Source organism: Xanthobacter cornucopiae (genome assembly GCF_043195065.2).
In the GTDB taxonomy this organism is placed as follows: domain Bacteria; phylum Pseudomonadota; class Alphaproteobacteria; order Rhizobiales; family Xanthobacteraceae; genus Xanthobacter.
Window position 1 is genome coordinate 3,460,547 of sequence record NZ_CM195531.1, and the last position, 26,302, is coordinate 3,486,848.

The following is a 26,302-nucleotide window of genomic DNA, read 5'->3' on the forward strand; positions in this document are numbered from 1 at the left end:
CATCTCCGCCGCCGGCGGATCGCGGCGACCTGTTTCACAAGGCCGCGTCCCGCGCGGCTGCCTCGCGCCACGGGCAGCCGCTGCGCCCCCGACACGCGTTGATTTGACGCATGTGAAACTGAGCCGATTGCACCGACCATTCTTGCCTATGGCACCCAAACCACAGCCCGGCACCAGCAATCAGCACGTTTTCGCCATACTCCCCCGGTAGCTCCAGGGGCAGGACGGGTCACGACCCCGTGACCGTCGAAATGCCAAGCGTTGGGCGGAGCGGGCGTCAATGGAGCCTTAACCGAACCCGGCAAGACTCCGTTAGCTTCGCGTCGCGGCTCGCCGCGGCGTCATCCAAACCAGAGCCTCGGGTTCGCGACATTGGCCAGGACTTCCGCATCGACCGCCCCGTCGATCTCCTTTCGCCCCTTCCGCCGTAGCGCGCGGGCCCTGCGGGCCTCGGCCATCGGCGTCACGCTGCTGATCTGCGGCTCCACCTCGCTCCAGACGGCGGTCGCCAATGGCGACACCCGAACCCTGACGCTCCACCATTCCCACCGCGGCGAAACCGGCACCTTCACCTTCAAGAAGGACGGGCGCTACGACGCGGCGACGCTGGAGAAGTTGAACTGGTTCCTGCGCGACTGGCGCAACGACAAGCCCACCAAGATGGACCCCCAGCTGTTCGACGTGGTGTGGGAAGTCTACCGGGAAACCGACGCCAGCTCGACCATCCAGATCGTCAGCGCCTATCGCTCGCCGGAAACCAACGCCATGCTGCGTTCGCGCAGCCGGGGCGTGGCCAAGTTTTCCCAGCACATGCTGGGCAAGGCCATGGACTTCTACATTCCCGGCGTGAACCTGGTGGACCTGCGGGTGGCCGGCCTGCGCCTGCAGCGCGGCGGCGTCGGCTTCTACCCCACCTCCGGCTCGCCGTTCGTGCATATGGACACCGGCAGCGTGCGCCACTGGCCGCGCATGACCCATGACCAGCTCGCCCGCGTCTTCCCAGACGGCAAGACCGTGCACGTGCCCACCGACGGCAAGCCTCTGTCCCATTACAACGAAGCCCTGGCCGAGCTCCAATCCCGCGGCTCCAGCGCCGGCGTGGCCGTGGCGTCCGCCGATTCCGGCCGCGGCTTCAAGACTTTCTTCTCCGGCTTCTTCGGCAAGAAGGACGCGGAGGAAGACGAGGGCGGCGGCGAGACCGCCGTGGCCGATGCCTCCGATGCCGGCGAAAGCGCCGCCCCGAGCCGCGCCGCGCCGCGCGCCGCCGAGCGGGCTTCCGCCGCGCCCCCCCGCACCACCCCCCAGGCTCCGCCCGCCACCCCCGCGCCGCTGCCGGTGGCGCGGCCGGCGGCCGTGGCCGCAGGCGCCCTCGCCACCCAGCAGTTCGCGAGCGCCGCCCTGCTGGCGCCCCTGCCCCAGCGCCGCCCGGCGGAAGCCCAGGCCCGGACCCAGATGGCGGCCGCGCCGCTCCCCGCCGTCATCACCCGGGGCACCAGCCGCGAGACGCCCGAGGCCCTCGGCTATGCGGCAGCGGGCGACGTGTTCGGCCCGGCGCCCGCCAGCCTGCGCGCCCCGGCCAGCGCCGACGCCACCGCCACCCGCCGCCCGCGCGATCGCGCCCGCGCGCCGCAGGCCATCGCCTTCGGCCGCCTGTTCCTGTCGCCGAGCCTGTCCACGGAATTGTATCTGCGGCCGCCGGAGCTGCGGGTGTTCACCTCGGTCATGTCGGCCCCCAACGAAGTGGTGGCCATGGCCTTCTCGCGGGATGCCAGCTTCGGGCTGAAATCCAGCTTCAGCGGCGCCGCGGTGGCGGACGTGCCCACCTACGCCTTCCGCGCCCCGTCATTCGCCCTCAATCAGCGCATGTGATCCAGCGCCTCTGACCCGGGGTTCCATGATCCGGCGTTCCATGATCCGGCGCGGGGGATGCCGCCCGCGCCACGACCGGACGGCGGTCCTGCCGCTCGCCACCGGCCCCTTCGGACACAGCAGGACCGGCGCTCCACGCCCGCCCATCCGCTCCATGCCCGAGTCCTCTCGCGCCGCCGGGGTCTCGTGGAACCGGTCCGTCCCAGGAGGCGGCTCCGGCGGAACGCCGCGGACCGACGGCGGTCCCGGCCCGTGGAAAACGCATACCGACAGGCCCACGGCCCGCCTTCCACGCCCGGCGCGGCCCCTCCGGCGCGGCTCCGGCGGCGGGGGGACGGCCGGTCTCGCCTCGAATCGCCCGCCGGCCACGACTTCGCGCAGCGGCAGGCCGCCATTGGAACGCGGGGACCGCGTGGCGGCGCGCACGACCGCCACGCGGTCCCCGCGCGCTGCTCACATATAGATGCCGAGAGCCTGGCAATAGAGTTCGACGATGGCATCGTGCTCCTTGCGCTCGTCGACATCCTCCTTGCGGATCTTCAGGATGGCGCGCAGGGCCTTCACGTCGAAACCGTTGGCCTTCGCCTCGGCGAACACATCCTTGATGTCGTCGGAAATGGCCTTCTTCTCCTCCTCCAGGCGCTCGATGCGCTCGATGAAGGACTTGAGCTGTTCCTTGGCGAAGCCCGCGGGGGCATCCGACACGTCTTCTTCCGCCACCTGGCAGGTCTCCTCAATCTGATCGGGCGATGATAGAGGCCCCCCACCCGGCTCGCGTCAAGGATCGATCCCCGCTATCCACGCGCGCCCCCGCCTCGATCATCCACAGGGTCCGCCATGAGCGCCGCCGCATCCCGCCTCGCCTCCGGCATCGCCGCGCTGGCGCTCGGCGCCCTCGCCATGGGCGCCTCGGTGCTGTTCGTGCGGCAGGCGGATGTCGGGCCGTTCGCCAGCGCCTTCTGGCGCGTGGCACTGGCGCTGCCGGTGCTCGCCCTGTGGGCAGCCCGGGCCGCGCGTCATCCCGCCGGCCGGTGCACGCCCGACCGCATGTCGGTGCTGGCCGGCCTGTTCTTCGCGGGCGACCTGGTGTTCTGGCATCTGGCGATCCTCAACACCTCCGTCGCCAACGCCGCCGTGCTCGCCACCACGGCGCCGGTGTGGGTGACGCTGTTCGCGGTGGTGTTTCTCGGAGACCGGCCGCGACCGGCGGTCTGGGCCGGGCTGGCGCTCGGCCTCGCCGGCGCGGTGGTCCTGGTGGGTCGCAGCGCCCATTTCGATCCCGACCACCTGCCCGGCGACATGGCCGGCCTGGTGACGGCGGTCTTCTTCGCCGCCTACTTCCTGGCCATCAGGCGCGCCCGGCTCAGCCGCGGCGCGGCGTCCGTCATGCTCATCTCCACCACGGCCAGCGCGATGGCGCTGCTGGCCATCGCCCTGGCCCTGGAGCCGCGGCTGTGGCCCGCTTCCGGCACCGGGCTCGCCGCGCTCCTGGGGCTGGCGCTGGTGAGCCAGGTGGGCGGGCAGGGCCTCATGGCCATCGGGCTCGCCAGCGTGCCGCCGGTATTCGGGGCCCTGGTGTTCTTCCTCGAGGTGGTGTCGGCGGCCCTGCTCGGCCTCTTGTTCCTCGGCGAGCCCCTGAGTCCCCTCCAGGCGCTGGGCGGGCTCGTCATCCTGCTCGGCCTCGTGGTCGCCCGCCCCACCGTGGCCGACGCGTGAATGTCGCCTCGGTGTCGCCGTGATCGGCGGCGACAAACACCGCCCGTCCGACGCAGACCGCCGCCGGGCATTGACGGATCGCGTGATGAAAGGCAAACAGCCCTCCCCATGTCCCGCTGTTCCGCCCGCATGACGGCTTTTCTCCGCCCCGGCCCGCGACGGCCCGCCCGCGCCATGGCCGCCGGGCTGGCGCTGGCTTGCGGCCTGGTGCTGCTGCCGGGGATCGCCGCGGCCGATTTCCGCCTGTGCAACCGCACCCAAAGCCGGGTGGGCGTGGCGGTGGGCTACAAGGACGGTGATACCTGGAGCACCGAGGGCTGGTGGAACGTGGCCGCCAACAGCTGCGAAACCCTGCTGCGCGGCGATCTGGTGGCCCGCTATTATTACCTCTACGCCATGGATTACGACCAGGGCGGGGAATGGGCGGGCAAGGCCCATATGTGCACGCGGGAAAAGGAATTCACCATTCGCGGGTCCGAGGACTGCCTGGCGCGCGGCTTCGAGCGCACCGGCTTTTTCGAGGTGGACACGCAGGAGCAGAAATCCTGGACCGTTCAGCTCACCGAGAGCGGCCAGACCCGTCCAACCCAGGGCCACGCGCCTCTGCCCTCTCCCGCGCCGCCCGGCACACGCTCCAAAGCCCCGTGAAAGGGCCACGCGGCAGAAGCGGACAAGGGCTGTCCGGCCCCGCCGCGCCATCATTGCGGGGACAGAACGCGGCTCATGCCAAAAGGCTCGTAAGCTTGGCTCAGGAAGCTTTGGTCAAGCCCGCACCGCGCTTGAGCGAACCCGCTTGAGCGAACCCGCTTGGCACCGGCCGAAGACCGGGGCCGATGGTATCAAATGCCGCGACCTTCCACCGTGAGCGTCAACTGGGCCTCCAGTTCCTTCGCGCCTTCCAGGCGCGGATTGACCACGAGCGCCTTGCGCGTCGCCTCCAGCGCCCGCTTGTCGTCACCGATGTCGCGGAAGATCAGGGCCAGGCCGTAAAGCATGCCGTAATGGCGCGGCTCGCGGGCCAGCACTTCGCGGATGTCGGCGAGCGCGGGGCCATAGTCGTCGCGCATGTAATAAATGGTGGCGCGCTTGGAAAGCGCTCCGATATCGTCCGGATCGATCTCCAGGGCCTGCCCCAGGATCTTCAGGGCAAGCTCCACCTGCTTGGCCTCCAGCGCCACGGTGGCGCGCGCCATCAGCAGATCGACGCTGGAACTGTCGGTGGTGTTGAAGAGCTGATCCAGCCGGTCGCCGATGATCTTGGCGCTGCGATCGTCAGGGGCGACCTTCAACGCAGCGAACAGGCCTTCGAGCTGGGCACGCTTGTCCCGGGGGGCCTTGCGCGGCGAAGGGGGCGCATCGGACCCGATCGGCGCAACGCCACTTGCCTCGCCCTGGCGGGTGGGCGTCGCGGCGGCGGACGAAAGATGGATGAGGAGGCCGGCGACAAGCATAGCGCCCGTCACCACTCCCCCTGGTCTCCGGGGACGACGGCACCCGGAACGACCACCGCGCTTGGCGGCCAGGGAATGAATGGGGGGCGTGGTCTCGGCGTTCATGACGAAAGTGTCGGACTCCGCGCCCGCTTCGTCAACGGCGCCGCGGCGCCAGGGCCGCGGCGATCCTTTCACATTCCGGCGACGGGTCGCCGGAGGGCTTCAGCCCTGACGCGCCTTGTAGCGCTTCTGGGTCTTGTTGATGATGTAGACGCGGCCCTTGCGGCGCACCAGACGGTTGTCCCGGTGACGACCGAGCAGCGACTTGAGGGAATTCCGGATCTTCATGACATTCGCCTTCGGGCCGACCGCGGCGCGCGTGCCGCGCGGCTCGTCGACACTCTCTCGATGGATTGAGCGGGCGTGATAAGCGGCGGCGGCGCCGATGTCAATGCAGGCCACGCCCTCATGCGCGGTGGTAGGGATGCCCGGCCAGGATGGTGACGGCGCGATAGACCTGCTCCGCCAGCATCACGCGCACCAGTTGATGGGGGAATGTGGCGGAGCCATAGGCCAGGAGAAGGCCGGCCCGGGACCGCACCCCTTCCGCCAACCCGTCAGCCCCGCCGATCACCAGGGCCAGGGCCGGCGTGCCGCCGTCGCGCCAGGCACCCATGCGGTGCGCGAAATCCTCGCTGGACACATTCCTGCCCCGCGGGTCCAGCGCCAGCAGCATGGCGCCAGCGGGCACGGCGGCGAGAATGGCACCCGCCTCCTCAGCCATGCGGTCCTCCGCCCGGCGGGCCGCTGATTCGGCGATTTCCACGCTGTCCACAGCCGTAAAGCCCAACGCGCGGCCGGCGGCGCGGGCGCGTTCCAGGTAACGCGCCACGAGATCGCGCTCGGCCCCAGCCTTCAGCCGGCCGACGCAGACCAGAATCAGGCGCATCGGCGCGCGGCCGGCGAGCCGACGTCCCCGCCCATCAGGACCGGGTGGTGCCGGACCACATCTTCTCGATGTTGTAGAAGGCGCGGACCTCGGGCTGGAAGACGTGGACGATCACGTCGTTCGCGTCGATCAGCACCCAGTCGCAAGCCGGCTGGCCTTCCACCCGGACCTGCTTGATTCCCGCCGCCTTCAGCGCCTCCAGGAGGTGCTCGGCAATGGCACCCACGTGCCGCTGCGAGCGGCCGGAGGCGATCACCATGAAATCGGCGATGGAGGTCTTCCCGCGCAGGTCGATGGAGACGACGTCCTCGGACTTGTCGTCCTCCAACCGGGCCTGGACGAGGGCGAGAATCTCCTCGGGCTGAAGCTGCGCGTTGGAGATCGTGGTGGGCGGAGACTCAAGGTCATTAACCGCAGGGCTGCTCACCAAGGGGGTGGTCGCCGCAACGGCCGCCTCAACCGGGGCCTTCTGGGCCGGAGCCATCGTGGACAGGGGTCCGTATCCTCTCATGTTGACGACGCCCAGCCTATTGCCTCGGGCGTCACAATCAGAATGTAGCAAAATCAACGCCTTTTCAAGGGTCACGCAAGGTCAGCGCTTGTGCAGCGCAGCGCCGCTCCCCCGCGCGGCCCGGATTCCCGTTGAAGACACGGGAGATTTCAGCCCATGCAGGAACACCCACGCCGGCGGCTTCAGGTCCGCCAGCAGCGCCGCGTCGCCCTCGTCGATCCGCCAGCGCCCCAGCGCCTGGGCCGCCGGCGCGGCGGTGGCGGCGAGGCTGCGCCCCAGGCGGTCCACCACCGCGATGGGTAGCCGCCCGGCGATGGCCCGCCAGCGCTGCCAGCGGGCGAACTGGCCGAGATTGTCCGCCCCCATGATCCACACGAACCGCACCTGCGGCATCCGCCGCGTGAGCGCCTCGATGGTCTCGAAGGTGTAGCGCACCCCCAGCGCCGCCTCGCAGCCGGTGACGTCGATGCGCGGATGATCGGCGACGCGGCGGGCGAACGCCACCCGGTCCTCGAGCGGGGGCAGGCCCCGGTTGTCCTTCAGCGGGTTGCCCGGCGTCACCAGCCACCACACCCGGTCGAGACGGAGCCGGCGCAGGGCCAGCAGGCTGGCCGCCCGGTGCGCCTCGTGGGCGGGGTTGAAGCTGCCGCCGAACAGGCCGATGCGCAGCCCCGGCGCGACCAGGGGAATCCGCCGTGCGGCGCGCGCGCACGGCAACACGCCCCCGCCCTCCGGTGCGGCAGGCCGGCAGCCGGCCACCGCCGCGTCCGCGCCCGGCTCCAGGATTGCGGGCGGCACGGGCGCCGCCGGGACACGGCTCACGATCCCCACCGGACCGGTCAGGGAGCGATCACGGCCGGGTCTGGCCGGAGCCGTGGATGCGGTACTTGAACGAGGTGAGCTGCTCCGCCCCCACCGGTCCGCGCGCATGCATGCGGCCGGTGGCGATGCCGATCTCGGCGCCGAAGCCGAACTCCCCGCCGTCGGCGAACTGGGTGGAGGCATTGTGCAGCACGATGGCGGAATCCACCTCCGCCAGGAAGCGGTTCGCCGCCGCCTGGTCCTGGGTCACGATGCAGTCGGTGTGGTGGGAGCCGTGCCGCTCGATGTGGGCGATGGCCGCGTCAAGCCCGTCCACCACCTTCACCGCCAGAATCGCGTCGAGATATTCGGTGTCCCAGTCGCTGTCGACGGCGGCTTCGACGCGCGGGTCCACGGCCTGCACGTCGGCATCGCCGCGCACCGCGCAGCCGGCGTCGATGAGCATCTCCACCAGCGGCTTGAGATGGGTGCCCGCCGCCGCGCGGTCCACCAGCAGCGTCTCGGCGGCGCCGCAGATGCCGGTCCGGCGCATCTTGGCGTTCAGCACCACGGTCTTGGCCATGTCGAGGTCGGCGGCCTTGTCCACGAACACATGGACGATGCCGTCCAGGTGCGAGAACACCGGCACCCGCGCATCGGACTGCACCCGCGCCACCAGGCTCTTACCGCCGCGCGGCACGATCACGTCGATGGCGCCATCAAGGCCGGCCAGCATATGGCCCACGGCGGCGCGGTCGGCGGTGTCGACGAACTGCACCGCGTCCCCCGGCAGGCCGGCGGAGGCGAGCCCCGCCACGAACGCCTTGTGGATGGCCGCGGCCGAGGCCAGGCTGTCGGAGCCGCCGCGCAGGATCACCCCGTTGCCCGAGCGCACGCACAAGGCGGCGGCATCCGCCGTCACGTTGGGCCGGGATTCATAGATGACGCCGATGACGCCGAGCGGCGTGCGCACCCGCTCGATGAGCATGCCATTGGGCCGGGTCCAGCGTTCGGTCACCTTGCCGACGGGATCGGGCAGGTCCGCCACCGCCTCGATGCCCTCCGCCATGGCGGCGACGCGCTCGGGGGTCAGTGTCAGGCGGTCGAGGAACGAGCCGGTCATGCCCTCGGCCTTGGCGCGGGCGACATCGCCGGCATTGGCGGCGAGAATGTCGGCGCTGGCGGCGCGCACGGCGGCGGCAGCGGCCTTGAGGGCGGCGGTCTTGGTGTCGGCATCGGCCAGCGCCAGGACACGGGCGGCGGCGCGGGCGCGCCGGCCCATCTCCAGCATGGCCGCGGCGAGGTCCGCGGCATCCGCCGGCGGCGTCGCCGGCGCCGTGGCGGCGGGAACGTTCAGGCGGGCGGCGGAGGCGGTGGCCATGGCGTCACTCTCGGAAAATAGGAATAGCGCCGGCCAAGATCCTGGCGCGGCGACATCGATCTGTAGCACGTCCGGTGGGGAAATCGACACCCGCCGGCCGCACCGCAGTTCCACATGGGCGCCCGGGCCACCGGTGCCAAGCCCGGCTCACGCGCTCCTGATCGTGCGCTGGCGCCTCACTCCACGCCGAGGGCCATGTCGTCCCGATGCACCATCTCGGACCGGCCGGAGGTGCCGAGCAGGTCTTCGATCTCGGCAGTGGGGCGGCCCATGATGCGCAGGGCATTGGCGGAATCGTAGGCGACCAGGCCGCGCCCCACCTCGGCGCCGTCGGGACCGCGCAGCACCACCGCGTCGCCCCGGTCAAACACGCCCTCGATGCGCTTGACGCCGGCCGGCAGCAGGCTGGCGCCGCGCCGCAGCGCCGCCACCGCGCCATCGTCCAGGTGCAGGGTGCCGCGCGGCTCCAGGGCGCCCGCGATCCAGCCCTTGCGCGCCCGCACCGGATTGGCCGAGGTGAGGAACCAGGTGCAGCGCCCGCCCTCGCGGATGCGGCGCAGCGGATTTTTCACGTGGCCGGTGGCGATCACCATGTGGGTGCCGGCGGAGGTGGCGATCTTGCCCGCCTCGATCTTGGTGCGCATGCCGCCGCGCGACAGCTCCGACCCGGCGGCGCCGGCCATGCCCTCGATTTCGGCGGTGATGCGCGGCACCACCGGGATATGCTGGGCGTTCGGGTCCTTGGCCGGCGGCGCGGTGTAGAGCCCGTCGATGTCCGACAGCAGCACCAGCAGATCGGCGCTGGCCATGGTGGCGACCCGGGCGGCGAGACGGTCGTTGTCGCCATAGCGGATCTCGGAGGTCGCCACCGTGTCGTTCTCGTTGATGATGGGAACGGCGCGCAGGTCCATCAGCCGGCCCAGGGTGGAGCGGGCGTTGAGATAGCGCCGCCGCTCCTCGGTGTCGCCCAGGGTCAGCAGCACCTGTCCGGCGGTGATGTCCTCGTGCCCCAGCGCCTCGGCCCAGGTGCGCGCTAGGGCGATCTGGCCGACCGCGGCGGCGGCCTGGCTGTCCTCCAGCTTCAGCGCCCCAGCCGGCAGGTTCAGCACCGTGCGCCCGAGGGCGATGGCGCCGGACGACACCACCATCACGTCGCAGCCGCGCCGATGCAGGGTGCCGATGTCCTCCACCAGCGACACCAGCCACGGCAGGCGCACCCGGCCGCGCTCGCGATCCACCAGGAGGGCGGAGCCCACCTTGATGACGATGCGGCGAAAATCGGTGAGCGCGGGCGGGACGGGAACCGGGGAGGCCATGGGATCGGGAACCGAGAAAAGCACCAGACCGACACGCGCCGGCATGGAGGCATCACCTCCATGGGGCTGCCACGGAGCGGGGCGCCTCATGCGCCACGCCGCACGGCATAGGCCATAGGCTCGGCCAAATTCAAGCCCGCCGGCCATGGAGCAACCGCATCGCCTCGCCGCCGCGCCAGCCATGAGGGAACGGCCCAGTCCCGCCACCGGCGCGACTCGGCCAGCCGTGCGCCTTGCCGCGGCCCTCGGCGGCAGCACAATGGCCCGATGCTCGCCGCCGCCGATTCGCCCCAACCCACGCTCACCGCCATCGGCATCGCCGGCGCGGAGCTGCTGCTGGACCCGCTGGGCGCCGCGTTCTGGGTGGAGGAGCGACTCATGGTCGTGGCCGACCTGCACCTGGAAAAGGGCTCCGCCTTCGCCCGCCGGGGCCAGATGCTGCCACCGTTCGATACCACCGAGACCCTGGCGCGCCTGGAGCAGGCGGTGGTCCGCCACCAGCCCCGCACCCTTATCGCCCTGGGCGACAGCCTGCACGATCGCTGGGCCGCCGAGCGCCTGGCGCCGGAGGCCCGCGCCCGCCTCTCCACCGTGGCCCAGGGCCGGGACCTGGTGTGGATCGCCGGCAATCACGACCCTGCCCCCCAGGATCTCGGCGGCACCTTCCTTCCAGCCCTCACGCGGGGTCCGCTGCGGTTCCGCCACGAGCCCGAGCCGGACGACGCTGCGGGAGAGGTCTGCGGCCATCTTCATCCCGCCGCGCGGGTGGTGGTGCGCGGCCGCGGCCTGCGCCGGCGCTGCTTCGTGAGTGATGGCGCGCGCCTGATCCTGCCCGCCTTCGGCGCCTTCACCGGCGGTCTGGATGTGGGCGCGCCGGCCATCGCCGGCCTGTTCGGACCCGACGGCTTCGAAGTCCACATGCTGGGCGCGGGCCGCACCTTCCGTCTGCCCGCCCCGCGCCTGCGCGGGGGATAACCAAGGGGCGGCTGCTGGCGCGGCGGACCGGCGGTCAATCCGCCGGCAGCGGCAGGGGTACGCCCGCCGAATGGCCCTGCGCCGCGCCCGTGGCCACCATGGCATCAAGCGTCAGGCGCTGGCGCAACTGGTCCTTGCTGTCGCGAACCATGCCGGGAATCAGGAACGCATCGATCAGCACCCAGATGCCGACGATAGCGAGGAACAGGAAGCCGATACCCACGGCAATGGTGAGCCATCCCAAAATCCAGAGGATGAGCTGGGCCACAGCAGAGCCCGTGCGCCCCATATAGAATCGATGGCCACCGCCCCCCGAGGAAGAACCAAAGGAGATACCCAACGCCAATGGATTTGGCGTCATTCGTGACCCACTGCTCGATCAAAATCTGCTGTTGTATTGAAAGAGTCATGACCCGCTCCGATTATTCGGCGCGAATAGGCCAAAAATACAATCGACTCGCCAACCGGACCGACGGAGAATGCGGGGAGGAAAGCGCGCTACTGCCGGTTCCGGCGAATGCGCACATAGAGGGCGCCCTCGCCACCGTGGCGGCGGCCGGCTTCCTCGAAGCCCAGCACCACCATGCGCAAATCGGCTTCCGCCAGCCACAGCGGCACGGCCCGGCGCAGCACGCCGCGCCCCTCGCCGAAATGAGGCCCGGTGACGCGCTCCAGATCGCCCTTGCCGGTGATGACCAGCACCACGCCATAGCCGAGCGCCTGCGCCTCCAGAAGAAACAAACGCAGGCGGCGATGCGCGATCGCCTGGGTGAGACCATGCAGGTCGATGCGCGCATCCACCTCGGCGCCCCGCGTCAAGCGGCGGCGCGCCTTCGGCTCCAGGGGCGCCAGGGGCAGGGTGGGACCGGGCGAGGCGGGCGCCGGCCGTGCCGGAGCCGCGCGCGCCCCGCCGCGCGGCGTCGGCGGCGGGGGAGGTTCGGCGGGGGGAGAGGCGGCGGCCGGCAGGTCGGGCTCGGGCGTGGGGCGCAGGGGCTTTACCTCGCGCACCACGTGCGCCCAGAGCGTGCGTTCCTCCACGCTCAGCACACGACGGCGGCCGCGCCGGCTCATGAGGCGCCCGGATCGACGAAACGCGGCACCAGCAGGGTGAAGCTGCCGCCATGGCGGATACGCCCCGCCACCGTGCCCGCCGCGGCACCGGCGCCGAAGAACAGGTCGGCGCGGGCCGGACCAACGATGACCGAGCCGGTGTCCTGGGCGATCATCAGCCGGTGGAAGGGATCTGCGGCGCGCGGCGCGGTCAGCGGCAACACCGCCTCCACGAACACCGGGGCACCATAGGTGTGCAGCTTGCGGTCAACCGCCAGCGAGCGGCCGGCGGTGAGCGGCACGCCCTGCGCGCCGATGGCCCCCTCCTCGCCCGCCAGGTCCCGCGCCTTGAAGAACACGAACGAGCGGTTCTCGCGCCGCAGCTCGCGCCCGGCCTCGGGATTCTGCTCCATGAAGGCGCGAATGCGGTCCATGGACATCTCGTCCCGCGGCACGAGCCCACGCTGGATCAGCAGGCGCCCCACCATGGTGGTGGGGTGGCCGTTGTAGCCGTCGTAGCTGAGCCGCAGCACCCGCCCGTCCGGCAGCCGCACCCGGGCCGAGCCCTGGAGCTGCATGGAGAACAGATCGAACGGGTCCTTGAGGAAGACGATCTCCAGCCCCCGCCCCTTCAGCGCCCCGTCCTCGATCTCGGCGCGGTCGTAGTAAGGCACCTCCCGGCCGGCCTCCCGGCGTACCGCCCCGCCACTGTTGGCGCCGCTGCCGGCACGCATCAGCAGATCCGGCGGCCGGGCGTAGACCGGCACGTCGAAGCCGTCGCCGGGGGTGAGCGCGCCCAGGACCTCAGGCTCGTAATAGCCGGTGAAGAAGGCGTCCCCGCGCTTCTCCGGCACCACCCGGTTTTCGGGCCGGACCCGGTAGGGACGGAAATTGGCCTCGAAGAACAGCCGCGCCACCCGGGCCGACGGCCGCTCGGTGCCAAGGGCGTCGGCCGCCGCGCAGGCACGCAGCAGCCCCCGCCGCAATGTAGCTGTCGAATCCACCGGCGACGGCGTCGCAGGCGCCCGCAAGGCGCGGCAACTGGTGCGGAAGGCGCCAAAGGCGGCGGCGGTGTCGTCGTCCGCCCAACCCTTGAGATCGGCGAAGGCGAGCGCCTCCAGGCGCGCGCCCGGCAGGATCGGAGCCGGCATGAGCTGGAGTCCGGATGGGAAGGGATCGCCGCCGCTGGCCGGCGGCGGCGCCGCGAGCGCCCGCCCCTCCAGCCCCGTGGCCAGCGCCAGCGCCAGCGCCAGGACGCGCCACGCGCTCCGGCTCCAGCCACCGCCCGGCTGGATGGTCCCGCCTTGATGGGGGGCGCCTCGCGGACCGGCTGCGCGAGGGAGGGACGAGCGCGGGCGGTCCGCCGCGCTCGCGTCTACGGCACCGGAGCACCACCCAATCGTCGGCGCTGTCACCCGCCTCCGACGCCGCCGGCCGGGCGCGCCCTCGTCTTCAGTCCCAGGTTCCGCCACCGCCGCCTCACTGCGCCGCTTCGGTCGCGACGAGCTTCCAGTTTGGATTGCGGGTGCCGAGCTCACGGGCGAAAGTCCACACGTCGGTCACGTCCACCACGGTGTCGGCGCTGCCGTCCACCACGCTGCCGTCCCGCCCGCGGGTGGCCGAGATCAGCTGCGAGACGAAGCGAACCGTAAGCTGCGCCGTGGCCGCCTGCACCACCGCCTGCTCCAGATCGGCGCGGGAGATGGCCACGAAGCGGGATTCCATGGTCTCGCCCCGGCTTTCGCGGTCAGTGATGGCGGCGGCGAAATTATCGTAGACCTCCTTCGAGAGGAGATCCTTCAGGGCCCGCCGGTCGCCGTTGGCGAAGGCGGTGACGATCATCTCATAGGCGGCCTTGGCGCCGGACAGGAAATGCTTGGCGTCGAAATCCGGCTCCAGCCGCGCCACCTCGTCCAGGGCCGCCGCCACGGCGCTGCCCTCGGGGGCGACGCCCTCCCAGCGATATTTCGGCGCCTCGCCGTCGTCGGCCTCGGCCGGTGGCTGGGGTGCGCCGGGGCTCGCGGTGTTGCGCTCCGGCAATGACACCACGTTGTCCGCCGCCGGCTGGGGCGGGCGGGCGGTGTCGCGGGAATAGGGATCGTATGGCGGACGCTCGCGCCCCGTGCGCTGGCCCAGCACGCTGCGCAGCCGCACGAAGATGAACACGGCCAGGGCCAGAAAGATGATCGTGTAGATATCGAGCACTGCGCTTCGCCATGCCTTGCGGCGCCGTGGCCACCGCCACCACGCCTCGTTTGCCTCGTATGAGCCCCGCCGCCGGATGTCGCCGCATCGCGGACCGGGCCTCGCTGCTTTATGTACGCCCCTCGCCCGCTCCCGCCAGTCCTTCCGGGCGCGTCTCGCACATAATCCGCTGCACCTTACGGCAGCCGGCGCCGGCGCGCCACCTCGCACTGGCCCCGGTTGCCACCGGCGGCAGCACGCACCCTGCCTCTTCTCCCGGAGATTGAAGGCGGAAAAGAGACCGTGTCCAGGCGGGGATACGCCGCAGGACCCCGGCCGCGGCGCCAGCGAGACCCGGACGGCGGATTTCCGGCTTGCGCGGACGGCCCGCCTCGACGCAAATCCCGGAGGCTCGGCGGCGCCGAGGCCCGTGGCGCGCCACGGCGCCGCAGCCGGCGCGCCGGGAGAACAGGCGACGGACACGGTTTCTTCAGCCGGGCTGGCGCCTACTGCGCGCGAAAGCGCACACTATCGCAGGCCCGTTCATCATGCCGGATCGCCCATGGCCCCCACGCTCCTGATTGCGGATGTCGGTGGCACCACCACCCGGATCGCCCGCTGCGGCATCGACGGCGCCCCCTTCGACGTGCGCCTGGAAGCCAATGATTCCTATGCCTCCCTGCCGGAGCTCATCGCCGCCTATCTGGCCGCCGTCCCCGGGGCGGCGCCGAACGTGGCGGTGCTGGCGGTGGCCGGCCCGGTCGAGGGCGACGAGGTCCGCCTCACCAACCGCGCGTGGCAGTTCTCCCGCGCGGCGCTCGCCGCCACCCTGGGCGTCGCGCGGCTGGAGGTGCTCAACGACTTCGTCGCCGTTGCCCATGCCGTGCCGCAGCTCGGCCGCGACGACCTGCTGGGCGTCGGGGTCGGCCGCGCGGTGGCCGGGCGGCCGCGGCTGGTCTGCGGGCCCGGCACCGGCTTCGGCACCGCCCTCATCCTGCCGCGCGACGGCGGCTTCGAGGTGCTGCCGAGCGAGGCCGGGCATATGCGGCTCGGCGCCGTCACCACCGACGAGGCCCGCATCGTCGCCCACATGGTGCGCGATCGCGGCCCGGTCTCGGTGGAGCATGTGCTGTCCGGCGGCGGGCTGACGCGCCTGCACCGCACCCTGACCGGCGAGCAGCTTTCCTCCCACGCCATCATCAAGGCCGCGACCAACGGCCAGCCGAGCGAAAAGGAGAGCTGCGCCGTGTTCCTGCGGGTGCTCGGCCGGGTGCTCGGCGACCTCGCCCTGGCGTTCGAGGCGCTCGGCGGCGTCTATGTGGCCGGCGGCATCGGCCGGGCGCTGGCCCCGCTGTTCACGGAGAGCCCGTTCCGCGCCGCGTTCGAGGACCACCCCCCGTTCCGCGAGCACCTCGCCCAGGTGCCGGTGCAGGTGATCACCCACGCCGCGCCGGGCCTCATCGGCGCCGCCCAGATCGGCCGCCGGCTGTTGCCGCAGGGCTGAGAGCCACGCCCCCCAAAGGCGCCGCCCGCCTCAGGCGGCGCGGCCCACCCCCGCCTCGTGGTCGCAGAACGCGACCACCGCCTCCGCCAGGGCCTCGGCGGCGGCGCCGGGCCGGTCCGACAGGCACAGGGCAAGCTCGGTCGGCGCGATGGCCGGCAACCCCTCGGCGCCGTCCAGCACGCGATGCCCCGGCCCCACCGCCCGCCGCTCCAGCAGCGCCACGCCCAGGCCGCCGGCCAGGGCCGCCTCGATGCCGAGCAGGTTCGGGCTCTCATAGGCGATGCGCCAGTCGCGCCCCGCCCGCTCCAGCGCATGCACCGCGCGGTTGCGGTAGAGGCATCCCTGCGGAAAGGCCACCAGCGGAACCGGGTCGAGCGGAACCTCGCCGGGCCCCGCCACCCATACCAGCCGCTCCGGCCAGGCCGCGCGCACCGGGGCGCCGCCGCCCTCCCGCTTCAGCAGCGCCAGGTCCAGGTCGCCGCGGGCGAGGTCGGCCGCCAGTTCGCAGCTCAGAGCGCAGCGCACCGACAGGCGCGCGGAGGGATGGCGCCGGGCGAAATCGGCCACCAGGCCGGTCAAGGCCGCCACCGCGAAATCCTCGGGAATGCCGAAACGCACCACCCCCGCCGCGCCCACTTTGAGCGCCGCCCGGGCCTCCGCGCTCAGGGCGAGAATGCGGCGAGCATAGCCGATAAGCCGCTCCCCCTCCGCCGTGAGGGCCACCCCGCGCGCGCCGCGCACCAGCAGGTCATGGCCCGCCTGCTCCTCCAGGCGGCGGACCTGCTGGCTCACCGTGGACTGGGTGCGATGCACCCGCTCGCCGGCCCGGGTGAACCCACCGGCATCCACCACGCTCACGAAGGCCTTAAGAAGATCGAGGTCGAACATCGTCCACCCGCGCCCCCATCCATTCAGATTTCCACTACATGGCATCAAAACATCGAATTTCTCAATCCCTCTCCACCGTGCGAAAGAACAGGACCGACCCGTGAGCGAACCATGACCAAGCCCCAGTTCCCCTCCCTGGCTCCGAGCCTCGCCTTCGACGGCACCCTGGTGCTGATCGTCCTGTTCTGCCTGATCTGGAGCTCGGCATTCGCGGCGGCCAAGATGGCATTGGCCGACTGCCCGCCGCTGCTGCTGCTGTCGGCGCGGTTCCTGCTGGCCGGCGGACTGCTGCTTGGCGGCTGCGCCGTCATGGGCGCCCTCGCCAATGTGGGCTGGCGCGCCCTTGCGCTGTTCGCTGGCATCGGCGTGCTCAACAACGCCGCCTACCTCGGCTTTTCCTATTGGGGCATGACCACCGTCTCGTCGGGCTTCACGGCGGTGGTGGTCAGCGCCACCCCCCTTCTCACCGCTCTGGCGGCCGCGCCGCTGCTCGGCGAACGGCTGACCGGCAAGAAGCTCGTGGGCCTCCTGCTCGGCTTCGCCGGGGTCGCCATCGTGCTGCGCTCGCGCATCGGCGGCGGGCACGAGGACCCGACGGGCACGCTGTTCGTGCTCGCGGCGCTGCTCGCCCTCACCGCCGGCACCCTCGCCTACAAGCGCGCCCGCCTGCCGCCCGGCACCTTGATGCTCGGCAGCGGCGTCCAGGCGCTCGCCGGCGGCCTGGTGCTGACGCCCATCGCCCTGGCCCTGGAAGACCCCGCGCGCATTCATGTCACGCCGTCGCTGGTGGGCGCGTTCCTTTACCTCACCCTGGGTGCCTCGGTGGCGGCGTTCAGCCTGTGGCTGTTCATCCTCAACCGCTCCAGCGCCACCCGCGCCAGCGCCCTCCACTTCCTGATGCCGCCGCTCGGCCTGCTCTACGGCTGGCTGCTGCTGGGCGAGACGGTGCCGCCCCTCGACCTGCTGGGCATCATCCCCATCGCCCTCGGCATCCGGCTGGTCACCGCCGGCCCCGCCGCTCAGAAACGGTAAAGCGCGCTCAGCACCAGGCCGTTCTCCTGCGGCGCGTTGCGGGCGAACCAGGTGCTCACCACCGCCGCCTGCAACGTCATCGCCGCGCTCCAGTCGAAGCCGATGCCAAGCTGGAGCTTGTAATATTCATACGACACATCGAAATAGGGTCCCTCCCCGGCCCCTTCCGACACCACGTTGAACGACTGGACCAGCCCCTGCCACCGTTCCGCCAGGCGCACGCCCAGGGTCAGGTCGAAACGCAGTTCGTCGGGCGGATCGCCGAACCGCAGGCGCTGCGCCAGCTGCGCGTCGAGATAGGCGGGGCGGCCCCACAGGCTGAACGAGAAGCCGGCGAGCAGACGCAGGTCCAGCTCCGGGTCCTCATAGCCCACCGCCGCCGCGCTCTGCGACCCGCCGGTGCCGGGAAACCGCCCCACCGCCTGGACCGAGACCACGGCCGTCTCCTGGCTCCACAGGCGGAGGCGAGCGCCGGCGTCGGTATAGCCGGGACCGGAATAGGACGCCGGGTCGGGATCGCCGAGGGACACCGCGAGATACTGCGGGGCCGCGATCACCGTCAGCCAGTCGGTGAGGCCGTATTCGAACACCAAGGTGACTTCCACCTTCTCATACGGGCGGCTGTCGTAGAGCTGGGACGAGGGCCCGAACTCCGACGCGGCGGCGGCCATGGTCGCCTGCGCGATCACCTGCCCGCCGCCCGCAGGCTGCGTCCAGGCCCCCGCGCGCGCGGGACGTGGGGCGAGCCCGACAGTCGCCAGCGGCGCCAGGCCCAGACCAAGATATGCAAAAATTCCACACGCAACTTTAAATTGCAGCTGCGGACCGTCGGGTTCTCGGTGCGGGGCCCGCAGATCCCGCTCCCTCGCCGAAAATCTTCTGCTGCGCGCGCGCCCCATCGCGGTTGCCCTGACCCAACGCAACCATAGCGCAGGTGGCAGGCCGCGCCATATGAAATAAGTCTCCGGGCCACACGTGACCTTAAGTGACCTTGCGTAATTTTCATCTGCGCTCGTCTTGCCGCCCTATGCGGAAACCACCATATTGACGCACGAACCATGGGTCCATCTGGGGCGCATGGATTCCAGAGTTTCTTGAAGGGGAACGACGATGTCCGATTATGATCGCAACGTCGCCGGGCGTTGGAACCCGTCGGTGGCACGCTCGCAGGCCGCGATCGACCAGGGTCTCCGTTCGTACATGCTCAGCGTGTACAATTACATGACGCTCGGCCTCGCCATTACCGGCGCGGCCGCGCTCGGCATCTATCTGCTGTCGGTCACCACCGACCCGAGCCAGGCAGTGGGCCAGGTGCGCGGCGGCATCATGCTGACGCAGGTCGGCTATGCGCTGTTCGTGAGCCCGCTGAAGTGGGTGGTGATGCTGGCGCCGCTGGCCGCCGTGTTTTTCCTGAGCTTCCGCGTGGAGCGCATGAGCGTCTCCGCCGCGCAGATCACCTTCTGGGTGTATGCCGGCCTGGTGGGCGTGTCGCTCGCCACCATCTTCCTCGTCTACACCCATGAGAGCATCGTCCGGGTGTTCTTCATCACCGCGGCTTCCTTCGGTGCGCTGAGCCTTTACGGCTACACTACGCAGAAGGACCTCTCCGGCATGGGCACCTTCCTGATGATGGGCCTGTTCGGCATCATCATCGCCTCGCTGGTGAACATCTTCCTCGGCTCGTCGATGCTGCAGTTCATCGTCTCCGTGGTGGGCGTCCTGGTGTTCGCCGGCCTCACCGCCTACGACACCCAGCGCATCAAGGAGATGTATTTCGCCGGCGACGACACGGCGGTGATGGGCAAGAAGGCCATCATGGGCGCGCTCACCCTCTACCTGGACTTCATCAACCTGTTCATGATGCTGCTCCAGCTGTTCGGGAACCGCAACAGCAACTGACGCGGCCCCTCCACCGACGGATCGAACGAAAACCCCGGCGCAAGCCGGGGTTTTTCATTGGCGCGCCACGCCGGGCCAGTTCCGGGCCCGCCACCGGCGTGCCATGCACCTTCTTACCGCTTTCGTCGCCGTCGGCGACGGCCTAAGAGGGACGTGCGCCCAGCCTTGCCTCAGGTCCCCCCACGACCCGGCGGGCGGGCGCACGGGGACGAGATGCCACCGCCGCGGACACCGCGCCCGCGGCGGTGGCCTCGCCGCCCTCGGCGTTCATTGCAGCTTTGTGGAACTCCAGGCCATGCCGATCCGCGCCGCGACCCCCGAAGACAGTCCCGCCATTGCCGCCATCTACGATGCCGCCGTGCTCGCCGGCACCGCCTCCTTCGAGCTCGACCCGCCCGGACCGGACGAGATCGCCCGACGCCAGCAGGCCATCGTCGCGGCCGGCTATCCATTTCTGGTGAAGGAAGAGGACGGCCGGGTGGTGGGCTACGCCTATGTCAGCGCCTTCCGGCCGCGCGTCGCCTATCAGCACACGGTGGAGAATTCCATCTATGTGGATGACACCCTGCACGGCCGCGGCATCGGCAAGGCCCTGCTGGAAGCGCTCATCACCGAATGCGAGGCGCGCGGCTTCCGGCAGATGGTGGCGGTGATCGGCGATAGCGGCAACACCGGCTCCATCGCCCTGCACCGCGCCTGCGGCTTCGCGCCCATCGGCATCCTGCCGGCCACCGGCTTCAAGTTCGGGCGCTGGATCGACACCGTGCTGATGCAACGCGCCCTCGGCCCCGGCGCCACCGAGCTGCCGAGCCGCTGAAACGGCCCGCGCGGCAGGGGTGGATTCGGCTCCGCCCCTGCCGCCACCTGTGTTCAGCGGGTGATGAGGGTGCCGGCGCCGTGGTCGGTGAGCAGTTCCACCAGCACCGCGTGGGGCACCTTCCCGTCGACGATGACCACGCCCTCCACGCCCTTTTCCAGGGCATAGATGCAGGTTTCCACCTTGGGGATCATGCCGCCGGAAATGGTGCCGTCGGCGATCAGCGCATGCGCTTCGGCGATGGTGAGACGAGGGATCAGCACCTTGTTCTTGTCGAGCACGCCCGGCACGTCGGTGAGCATCAGCAGGCGCTTGGCGCCCAGCGCGCCGGCGATGGCGCCGGCGAAGGTGTCGGCGTTCACGTTGTAGGTGCCGCCATCCAGCGCCGCCGCCACCGGCGCCAGCACCGGAATGAGGTCGCGACCCAGGATCTGGTCGAGCACCATGGTGTCCACGGTGTCCGGCTCGCCCACGAAGCCGAGGTCCACGGCGTGGGGAAGGTTGCTGTCGGGATCGACGATGGTGCGGGTCGCCTTCTTGGCGCGCACCATGTTGCCGTCCTTGCCGCACAGGCCGATGGCCTTGCCGCCGGCCTCGTTGATGAAGCCCACGATCTGCTTGTTGATGGAGCCGGCGAGCACCATCTCGACGATCTCGACCGTGGCCTTGTCGGTCACCCGCAGGCCCGCCGCGAACTCGGACTTGATGCCGAGCTTCTGCAGCATGGCGCCGATCTGCGGCCCGCCACCGTGCACCACCACCGGGTTCACCCCGGCCTGTTCGAGCAGCACAATGTCGCGGGCGAAATGGCGCGCCAGATCCTCGTCGCCCATGGCGTGGCCACCGTATTTCACCACCACGATGGCGTCATCGTAGCGCTGCATGTGCGGCAGCGCCTTCGCCAGCACTTCGGCTTGCAGCTGCGCTTCCGCGACGGAAGAAGGGACGGGCTCGGTCATGGGGATCTCGCTCAAGCGGGGCGGCCGGAGGCGCGCCCGGCGCGCCCAACCGGCGCTGAAGGGGCACTCCCGGACCGGCGCCCTCATAGCCGGTTCGCCGCCGGGGGGGAAGGGTGGCGCCGCTGTTGACATCCGACCATTCGGGCATTCCTCGGCTCGCGAAAACGTGATGAGTAGGGGCCTCCGGCTGACCACATTCAGAGTGCGAAGAGCGCCTGCCGGGCGGCCCGTCGCGCTCCGCCAGGCCGGCCCGCCGCAACGCCCATCGATCGCCGCCGACACCACCCCGCCCCTCAACCCAAGCATGCGCGCTTTCCGGCGGCATACCCAGGCAGAGCTCACCCATGTCCGCCCAGTTGTCCGCCCAGCCGCACCCGCCCACGCCCTCCCGCCTGCCGCCCCGGCGTCCGCACGACCTCTCCCCGCGCCTCATCGGGCTCCTGTTCGTGGTGTGCCTGGCCCTGGTGTCGATCCCGATCCTCACCCATCCCATTCCGCCGCTGTCGGACTATGTGAACCACCTGGCGCGCATGCATGTCATCGCCGCCCTGCCCGGCGACAAGGACCTGGCGCGCTTCTACGCGCTGGACTGGTCGGTGCTGCCCAACCTGATGATGGACCTGATCGTCCCGGTCATCGACCGCGTGACCAACATTTATCTGGCCGGCGAGATCTACACCCTGATGTGCTTCGCGCTCATCACGGCCGGCACCCTGACCCTGCATCGCGCCCTGTTCGGAAGCTGGTCGGCCATTCCGCTGCTGGCCTTCCCGCTGCTGTACAACAGCATCTTCCTCATCGGCGTGATGAATTATTACTTCGGCATCGGCCTCGCCCTGTTCGCCCTGGCCTTCTGGAGCCTGCTGCGCGACAGGCCCTGGCCGCTGCGCTTCATGGTCTCCACCGCGTTCGTGGTGGCGCTGTTCTTCTGCCACCTGTTCGCCGCGGGCGTGTACGGCGTCGGGCTGCTGTCGTTCGAGCTGGCGCGCCTGTTCCAGCGCCGCGACACGCCGCTGCCGCAGCGCCTGCTGGACTTCGTCGCCTCCGGTCTGCCGTTCGTCGTGATCCTGCCGCTGCTCGTCGCCAGCCCCACCTGGGGCCTGTCGGGGCAGAACACCTGGGAGCCGCAAGGCAAGCTCCAGGGCGTCGAGTTCATCATCAACGTCTATTACGACATCGTCGCCTTCGTGCTCACGGCGGTGGTGGTGCTGGCCGCCGCGTGGGCGGTCCAGCATCGGCTGCTGCGCACCCATCCGCTGCTGCTGCCGCTGCTGCTGGTGGCCGGCGCCGTGTATCTCGCCATGCCGCGCGTGGTGTTCGCCACCTACATGGCGGACCAGCGCCTGCCCATCGCCATCGCCTTCATGGTGCTCGCCACCCTGCAGGTGGACCTGCGCCATCGCCTCGCCCAGCGCGGCTTCATGGCGGTGCTCATCGTCCTGGTCGCGGTGCGGGTGGGCGAGGTGCAGCTGGTCTGGACCCGGCTGACCCACTGGACCGCCAATTTCCAGAAGTCCGTCTCCCTCATCCATCGGGGCTCCCGGGTGCTGGTGGCCTATGCGGACACCCAGGGCGGCAACGACCCCCGCGACCTCGGCCTGGTGCATGCCGCCTGCCTCGCCATGATCGAGCGCTCGTCACTGGTCACCACCGCCTTCACGGTGAAAGGCAAGCAGATCCTGCGCGTGAACGCCCCCTATCGCGACCATGTGGACACCGAAGACGGCTCGCCGCCGCAGATCGAGCAATTGCTGCTCACGGAGGAGGACACCACCCCCGACGGGCCGCGCTATTGGGACCTGTGGCCGCAGAACTTCGATTATGTCTACGTGCTGTTCACCGAGCGCGGCGCGCCTGATCCCGATCCCGACCGGCTGAAGCTGGTGTTCGAGGGCGAGCGCTTCCAGCTCTACAAGGTCATCCCGCCCGCGCCGGCGACGCCCCCGGCCGCGGCGCCACGCGGCTGACGCCCGGGCGCGGGCCCCTGTCACGCGACAGTCACGGTTTTCTGTCAGGGCGGGGCCTTCCCCGCCCTGGCCCGCGCCCCCGACCTCATCCGGAGCCCCGATGGAATCCGTCCTCACCCATGCCCGCCTGATCCTCGACGACACGCTCATCGAGGGAACGCTGGTGCTGCGCGACGGCGTCATCGCCGCCGTCGATGACGGCCGCTCCAGCCTTCCCGGCGCGGTGGACTGCGAGGGCGATTACCTGAGCCCCGGCCTGATCGACCTGCACACCGACGCGATGGAAGGCCATTTCGTGCCGCGTCCCAAGGTGTTCTGGCCGGACGCCCGGGCCGCGGCCCTGGCCCACGACGGGCAGGTGGTGGCCAGCGGCATCACCACCGTGTTCGACGCCATCTGCGCCGGCGGGTTCGACCAGGCCAAGGCGGAGCGGCGCACGCTGTTCACGCTGATGCTGGACGCAGTGGAGGACGGCGCCGCCCTGTTCCGCGCCGATCACCGCATTCACCTGCGCTGCGAGATGACCGACCCCGACCTGATGGCGCTGGCCACCCCGGCCCTGGCCCGGCCGAAGGTGGGCCTCGCCTCGCTCATGGACCACACGCCCGGCGCCCGGCAATGGCGCAACGTGGACAGCCTGCGCGCCTTCCTGCTCGGCATCGGCAAGGCGGCAGACGAGGCCGAGGAGGAAATCGCCTCCCGCGCCGCCCGTGGCCGTGCGGCGGTGGCGGCCAATTTCACCCCGCTCGCCGCGTTGCTGCGCGAGCGGGACATCGTGCGCGCCAGCCATGACGACACCACGCCCGAGCATGTGGACATCGCCCGCCACGCCGGCTGCTCGGTCAGCGAGTTCCCCACCACCCTGGTGGCCGCCCGGGCCGCCCGCGACGCGGGCCTCGCCACCATCGGCGGCGCTCCGAATGTGGTGCGCGGCGGCTCCCACTCCAACGGGGTGGCCATGAAGGAGCTGGCGGCCGCCGGCCTGCTCGACGCCCTGGCGTCCGACTATGTGCCCGCGAGCCTGCTGCAAGCCGCCGTCCGCCTGCACCTGAGGCAGGGCATGGACCTGCCCGGCGCGCTCGCCCTCGTCACCCGCGCTCCCGCCCGGATCGCCGGGCTTAAGGATCGCGGCCGGCTCGCCCCCGGGCTGCGGGCGGATGTGACCCGGTTCCGCATCGTCGGCGATACGCCGGTGGTGCGCCAGGTGCTGGTGGCCGGCAACCGGGTGTACTGACCGCACGGGCGATCGCTCAGAACGCCGGCGGCACCATTCCCACCGGAAAGCCACCGAGCCGCAGCGTTCCCGCCTTGAAGCCCAGGGCGAAGGTCACGCCCTTGCGCCCCTCCACTGTCGCCGGCTTGCCCACCATGGCCAGGGCGCCGATGATCGGCGCCAGCTCGCCGGGCACCAGGCCGGCCCGGTCGAGCTGCTTCACCAGATCGTTGAGGCCGGAGAAGCCGAGGTCCAGGTTGCCGTTGAGGCGTCCGCCGATATCGAGCGACAATTCCCCCTTGGCCGCGGCCACCACCTGTGGGGTGGTCACCGCGAAGCGGTCGAGCCGCGCCACGCCGCCGGCTGCCGCCCACGCCTTCAGCCGCTGCGCCAACGGCATGGGCCGCAGGTCCGCCGCCGCGGTGACGAGGCCCTGAAGGGTCAGGTCCACCGGGCCCGGGCTGCCGGCCTCGGTCAAGACGGCGCTTTCGCCGCCGGTGAGGCCGGCGGCGTATTCGAGGCCATCGGGGCCCGAGGGTCCCGGCACCCGGCGAACATGAAACTCAAGCAGCCGCGCCAGCAGCAGCGCCCGGCCCGAGGGGTCGGCGGGCTCCTCCAGGCGGGGGTCGCGAATCGCCAGGGAGAAGCGCTGGGGCTGGCCGCTCAGGTCGCCCACCCCACTTATCTGCAGCTGCGACCAGGTGGCGGCGTAGGCGCGGCCGCTGGCGCGATCCTCCACCCGCGCCGGGGGCACGAACTCCGCCACGATATGGTTCGGCGCCCAGATCTGCGCCACCGCATGGGCCGCCACCGCGGTGATGCGGACCGGATCGCCGCCGCGCGTCTCCAGGGTGGCGTCGGTGCACACCAGCTCGAAACGGAAGGGAAAGCCCGCCAGCCGCCGTTCCCCGCAGTTCCAGACCCGGCCGAGCTTCGCCTCGCGGTCGACCCACGCGTCGATCTCGTGTTCGGCGCGGTTGGCGGCGTAAACCCACACGCCGCTCCAAGCCACCGCCAGCAGAACCAGCGCCGCCAGGGGTCCGATCACGAACCACGATCTCATGCGCTTGGAGGGAGTGTCGGTGGGGCTCATGCGCGTCCTTTTCCCTGGGCGTGTTCCCTGGGCACGGGCCGGGTGCGGGCGAATCGGGACCGGCCCGCTTGCGGCCGGCGGCCGGCGCTGTTAGGCGACGGCGAAGCATATCTGTCAACGCCCGGGGCGTCTGCGTCGATCATGACCGAACATCAGGAGGCTCACCACGACCCATCCGCGGGGCACTGGGTTTTCGCCTATGGCTCGCTGATGTGGAACCCCGGCTTTGTCCACGCCGAGCGCTGCGAGGCGCGGCTGATCGGGGCGCATCGGGCGCTGTGCGTCTATTCGTTTCATCATCGCGGCACGCCGCAGGCCCCCGGGCTGGTGCTGGGGCTGGAAACCGGAGGCTCCTGCCGCGGCATCGCCTATCGGGTCGCGCCGGAACTCTGGGCCGAGACCCATGCCTATCTCACCGAGCGGGAACAGATTTCCGGCGTCTATCGGGAATGCGTGCGGCGGGTCCAGCTTCTCGACGGCTCGCGGCGCACTGCGCCGGCGGTGGCTTACCTGGTCAATCGCGCGCACGCCCAATACGCCGGAGCCCTCAGCCGCGACGAACAACTGCAGCTGGTTCGGCGCTCCCACGGCAAGTCGGGGGCGAATTCGGACTATGTCCTCGCCACGGCTGGCGCCTTGGAGGACCTGGGCATCGCCGATCCCGGGCTCGCCTGGATCGCCCATCACCTGCGGCATGACCATGCCACACCGCACGCCAAGGGCAGCTTCGACCCCGCCTGACGAC

The 26,302-nt window shown here is 70.9% G+C and carries 27 protein-coding genes; 11 read left to right on the forward strand and 16 right to left on the reverse strand.

What is annotated here, in order from left to right; translation table 11 throughout:
• Nucleotides 1-372 precede the first annotated feature (372 nt).
• Nucleotides 373-1,869 (forward strand): peptidoglycan L,D-endopeptidase MepK, encoded by a 1,497-nt coding sequence (locus V5F53_RS15315; protein ID WP_393994997.1) that lies wholly within the window; start codon nt 373-375, stop codon nt 1,867-1,869.
• Between the two features lie 453 nt (nt 1,870-2,322).
• Here V5F53_RS15315 and V5F53_RS15320 read toward each other — a convergent pair whose 3' ends face one another.
• Nucleotides 2,323-2,589: a DUF2312 domain-containing protein gene (locus V5F53_RS15320; RefSeq protein WP_393994996.1), complete on the reverse strand. Its 267-nt coding sequence runs from the start codon at nt 2,587-2,589 to the stop codon at nt 2,323-2,325.
• Between the two features lie 117 nt (nt 2,590-2,706).
• Here V5F53_RS15320 and V5F53_RS15325 point away from each other — a divergent pair, with 117 nt between their 5' ends.
• Complete coding sequence (locus V5F53_RS15325) at nt 2,707-3,585, forward strand: DMT family transporter (RefSeq protein WP_393994995.1); 879 nt, start codon at nt 2,707-2,709, stop codon at nt 3,583-3,585.
• A gap of 129 nt (nt 3,586-3,714) precedes the next feature.
• Nucleotides 3,715-4,233, forward strand: a complete 519-nt coding sequence (locus V5F53_RS15330) for a DUF1036 domain-containing protein (RefSeq protein WP_393994994.1) — start codon at nt 3,715-3,717, stop codon at nt 4,231-4,233.
• Between the two features lie 191 nt (nt 4,234-4,424).
• On the opposite strand, the gene V5F53_RS15335 is transcribed toward V5F53_RS15330, so the two are convergent.
• The 7 genes from V5F53_RS15335 to proB form a co-directional block, all read right to left on the reverse strand.
• Complete coding sequence (locus V5F53_RS15335; protein ID WP_509212437.1) at nt 4,425-5,036, reverse strand: tetratricopeptide repeat protein; 612 nt, start codon at nt 5,034-5,036, stop codon at nt 4,425-4,427.
• 204 nt (nt 5,037-5,240) lie between these two features.
• Entirely contained in the window at nt 5,241-5,366 is a 126-nt protein-coding gene (ykgO, locus tag V5F53_RS15340; RefSeq protein ID WP_012114086.1) for a type B 50S ribosomal protein L36, read from the reverse strand.
• A 118-nt stretch (nt 5,367-5,484) separates the two neighbouring features.
• On the reverse strand, nt 5,485-5,967 hold the full coding sequence (rlmH, locus tag V5F53_RS15345; protein ID WP_393994992.1) for a 23S rRNA (pseudouridine(1915)-N(3))-methyltransferase RlmH: 483 nt from the start codon (nt 5,965-5,967) through the stop codon (nt 5,485-5,487).
• A gap of 34 nt (nt 5,968-6,001) precedes the next feature.
• Nucleotides 6,002-6,394: a ribosome silencing factor gene (rsfS, locus tag V5F53_RS15350; protein ID WP_393994991.1), complete on the reverse strand. Its 393-nt coding sequence runs from the start codon at nt 6,392-6,394 to the stop codon at nt 6,002-6,004.
• A gap of 165 nt (nt 6,395-6,559) precedes the next feature.
• Entirely contained in the window at nt 6,560-7,198 is a 639-nt protein-coding gene (locus tag V5F53_RS15355) for a nicotinate-nucleotide adenylyltransferase (RefSeq protein ID WP_393995409.1), read from the reverse strand.
• Between the two features lie 130 nt (nt 7,199-7,328).
• Entirely contained in the window at nt 7,329-8,570 is a 1,242-nt protein-coding gene (locus V5F53_RS15360) for a glutamate-5-semialdehyde dehydrogenase (protein ID WP_393995408.1), read from the reverse strand.
• 266 nt (nt 8,571-8,836) lie between these two features.
• Nucleotides 8,837-9,976 carry a glutamate 5-kinase gene (gene proB / locus V5F53_RS15365; RefSeq protein ID WP_393995407.1) on the reverse strand — a complete coding sequence of 380 codons (1,140 nt, stop codon included), beginning with the start codon at nt 9,974-9,976 and terminating at the stop codon, nt 8,837-8,839.
• Between the two features lie 267 nt (nt 9,977-10,243).
• Between proB and pdeM the strand changes: the two genes are divergently transcribed.
• Entirely contained in the window at nt 10,244-10,951 is a 708-nt protein-coding gene (gene pdeM / locus V5F53_RS15370) for a ligase-associated DNA damage response endonuclease PdeM (RefSeq protein ID WP_393994990.1), read from the forward strand.
• A 34-nt stretch (nt 10,952-10,985) separates the two neighbouring features.
• Here the strand turns inward: pdeM and V5F53_RS15375 are convergent, their stop codons facing one another.
• The 4 genes from V5F53_RS15375 to V5F53_RS15390 all read right to left on the reverse strand — a co-directional run bounded on the left by V5F53_RS15375 (nt 10,986) and on the right by V5F53_RS15390 (nt 14,206).
• Nucleotides 10,986-11,219 carry a hypothetical protein gene (locus V5F53_RS15375; protein ID WP_393994989.1) on the reverse strand — a complete coding sequence of 78 codons (234 nt, stop codon included), beginning with the start codon at nt 11,217-11,219 and terminating at the stop codon, nt 10,986-10,988.
• A gap of 230 nt (nt 11,220-11,449) precedes the next feature.
• Nucleotides 11,450-12,022, reverse strand: a complete 573-nt coding sequence (locus V5F53_RS15380; protein ID WP_393994988.1) for a Smr/MutS family protein — start codon at nt 12,020-12,022, stop codon at nt 11,450-11,452.
• Nucleotides 12,019-13,152 (reverse strand): murein transglycosylase A, encoded by a 1,134-nt coding sequence (mltA, locus tag V5F53_RS15385; protein ID WP_393994987.1) that lies wholly within the window; start codon nt 13,150-13,152, stop codon nt 12,019-12,021. The genes V5F53_RS15380 and mltA overlap by 4 nt, the downstream gene beginning before the upstream one ends.
• A gap of 328 nt (nt 13,153-13,480) precedes the next feature.
• Nucleotides 13,481-14,206 carry a Tim44/TimA family putative adaptor protein gene (locus V5F53_RS15390; protein ID WP_393994986.1) on the reverse strand — a complete coding sequence of 242 codons (726 nt, stop codon included), beginning with the start codon at nt 14,204-14,206 and terminating at the stop codon, nt 13,481-13,483.
• A gap of 541 nt (nt 14,207-14,747) precedes the next feature.
• Between V5F53_RS15390 and V5F53_RS15395 the strand changes: the two genes are divergently transcribed.
• Nucleotides 14,748-15,689, forward strand: a complete 942-nt coding sequence (locus V5F53_RS15395; protein ID WP_393994985.1) for a glucokinase — start codon at nt 14,748-14,750, stop codon at nt 15,687-15,689.
• 30 nt (nt 15,690-15,719) lie between these two features.
• On the opposite strand, the gene V5F53_RS15400 is transcribed toward V5F53_RS15395, so the two are convergent.
• A complete protein-coding gene (locus tag V5F53_RS15400) occupies nt 15,720-16,577 on the reverse strand; it encodes a LysR substrate-binding domain-containing protein (RefSeq protein ID WP_393994984.1) in 858 nt (285 codons plus the stop codon).
• A gap of 111 nt (nt 16,578-16,688) precedes the next feature.
• Here V5F53_RS15400 and V5F53_RS15405 point away from each other — a divergent pair, with 111 nt between their 5' ends.
• Nucleotides 16,689-17,609, forward strand: a complete 921-nt coding sequence (locus V5F53_RS15405; RefSeq protein ID WP_393994983.1) for a DMT family transporter — start codon at nt 16,689-16,691, stop codon at nt 17,607-17,609.
• Here the strand turns inward: V5F53_RS15405 and V5F53_RS15410 are convergent.
• Nucleotides 17,597-18,298: a hypothetical protein gene (locus V5F53_RS15410; RefSeq protein WP_393994982.1), complete on the reverse strand. Its 702-nt coding sequence runs from the start codon at nt 18,296-18,298 to the stop codon at nt 17,597-17,599. The genes V5F53_RS15405 and V5F53_RS15410 overlap by 13 nt on opposite strands.
• Nucleotides 18,299-18,719: 421 nt before the next feature.
• Between V5F53_RS15410 and V5F53_RS15415 the strand changes: the two genes are divergently transcribed.
• A complete protein-coding gene (locus V5F53_RS15415) occupies nt 18,720-19,508 on the forward strand; it encodes a Bax inhibitor-1/YccA family protein (RefSeq protein WP_393994981.1) in 789 nt (262 codons plus the stop codon).
• Nucleotides 19,509-19,803: 295 nt separating this feature from the next.
• The gene (locus V5F53_RS15420) at nt 19,804-20,325 is read left to right on the forward strand and encodes a GNAT family N-acetyltransferase (RefSeq protein WP_393994980.1); all 522 of its coding nucleotides are present in this window, start codon (nt 19,804-19,806) and stop codon (nt 20,323-20,325) included.
• Between the two features lie 53 nt (nt 20,326-20,378).
• On the opposite strand, the gene argB is transcribed toward V5F53_RS15420, so the two are convergent.
• Nucleotides 20,379-21,284 (reverse strand): acetylglutamate kinase, encoded by a 906-nt coding sequence (gene argB / locus V5F53_RS15425; RefSeq protein ID WP_393994979.1) that lies wholly within the window; start codon nt 21,282-21,284, stop codon nt 20,379-20,381.
• A 344-nt stretch (nt 21,285-21,628) separates the two neighbouring features.
• Between argB and V5F53_RS15430 the strand changes: the two genes are divergently transcribed.
• A complete protein-coding gene (locus V5F53_RS15430) occupies nt 21,629-23,251 on the forward strand; it encodes a hypothetical protein (protein ID WP_393994978.1) in 1,623 nt (540 codons plus the stop codon).
• A gap of 100 nt (nt 23,252-23,351) precedes the next feature.
• Entirely contained in the window at nt 23,352-24,485 is a 1,134-nt protein-coding gene (locus V5F53_RS15435) for an alpha-D-ribose 1-methylphosphonate 5-triphosphate diphosphatase (protein WP_393994977.1), read from the forward strand.
• A 16-nt stretch (nt 24,486-24,501) separates the two neighbouring features.
• Here the strand turns inward: V5F53_RS15435 and V5F53_RS15440 are convergent, their stop codons facing one another.
• Entirely contained in the window at nt 24,502-25,557 is a 1,056-nt protein-coding gene (locus tag V5F53_RS15440) for a DUF2125 domain-containing protein (RefSeq protein WP_393994976.1), read from the reverse strand.
• Between the two features lie 141 nt (nt 25,558-25,698).
• Here V5F53_RS15440 and V5F53_RS15445 point away from each other — a divergent pair, with 141 nt between their 5' ends.
• Entirely contained in the window at nt 25,699-26,298 is a 600-nt protein-coding gene (locus tag V5F53_RS15445; RefSeq protein WP_393994975.1) for a gamma-glutamylcyclotransferase, read from the forward strand.
• Nucleotides 26,299-26,302: the final 4 nt, after the last annotated feature.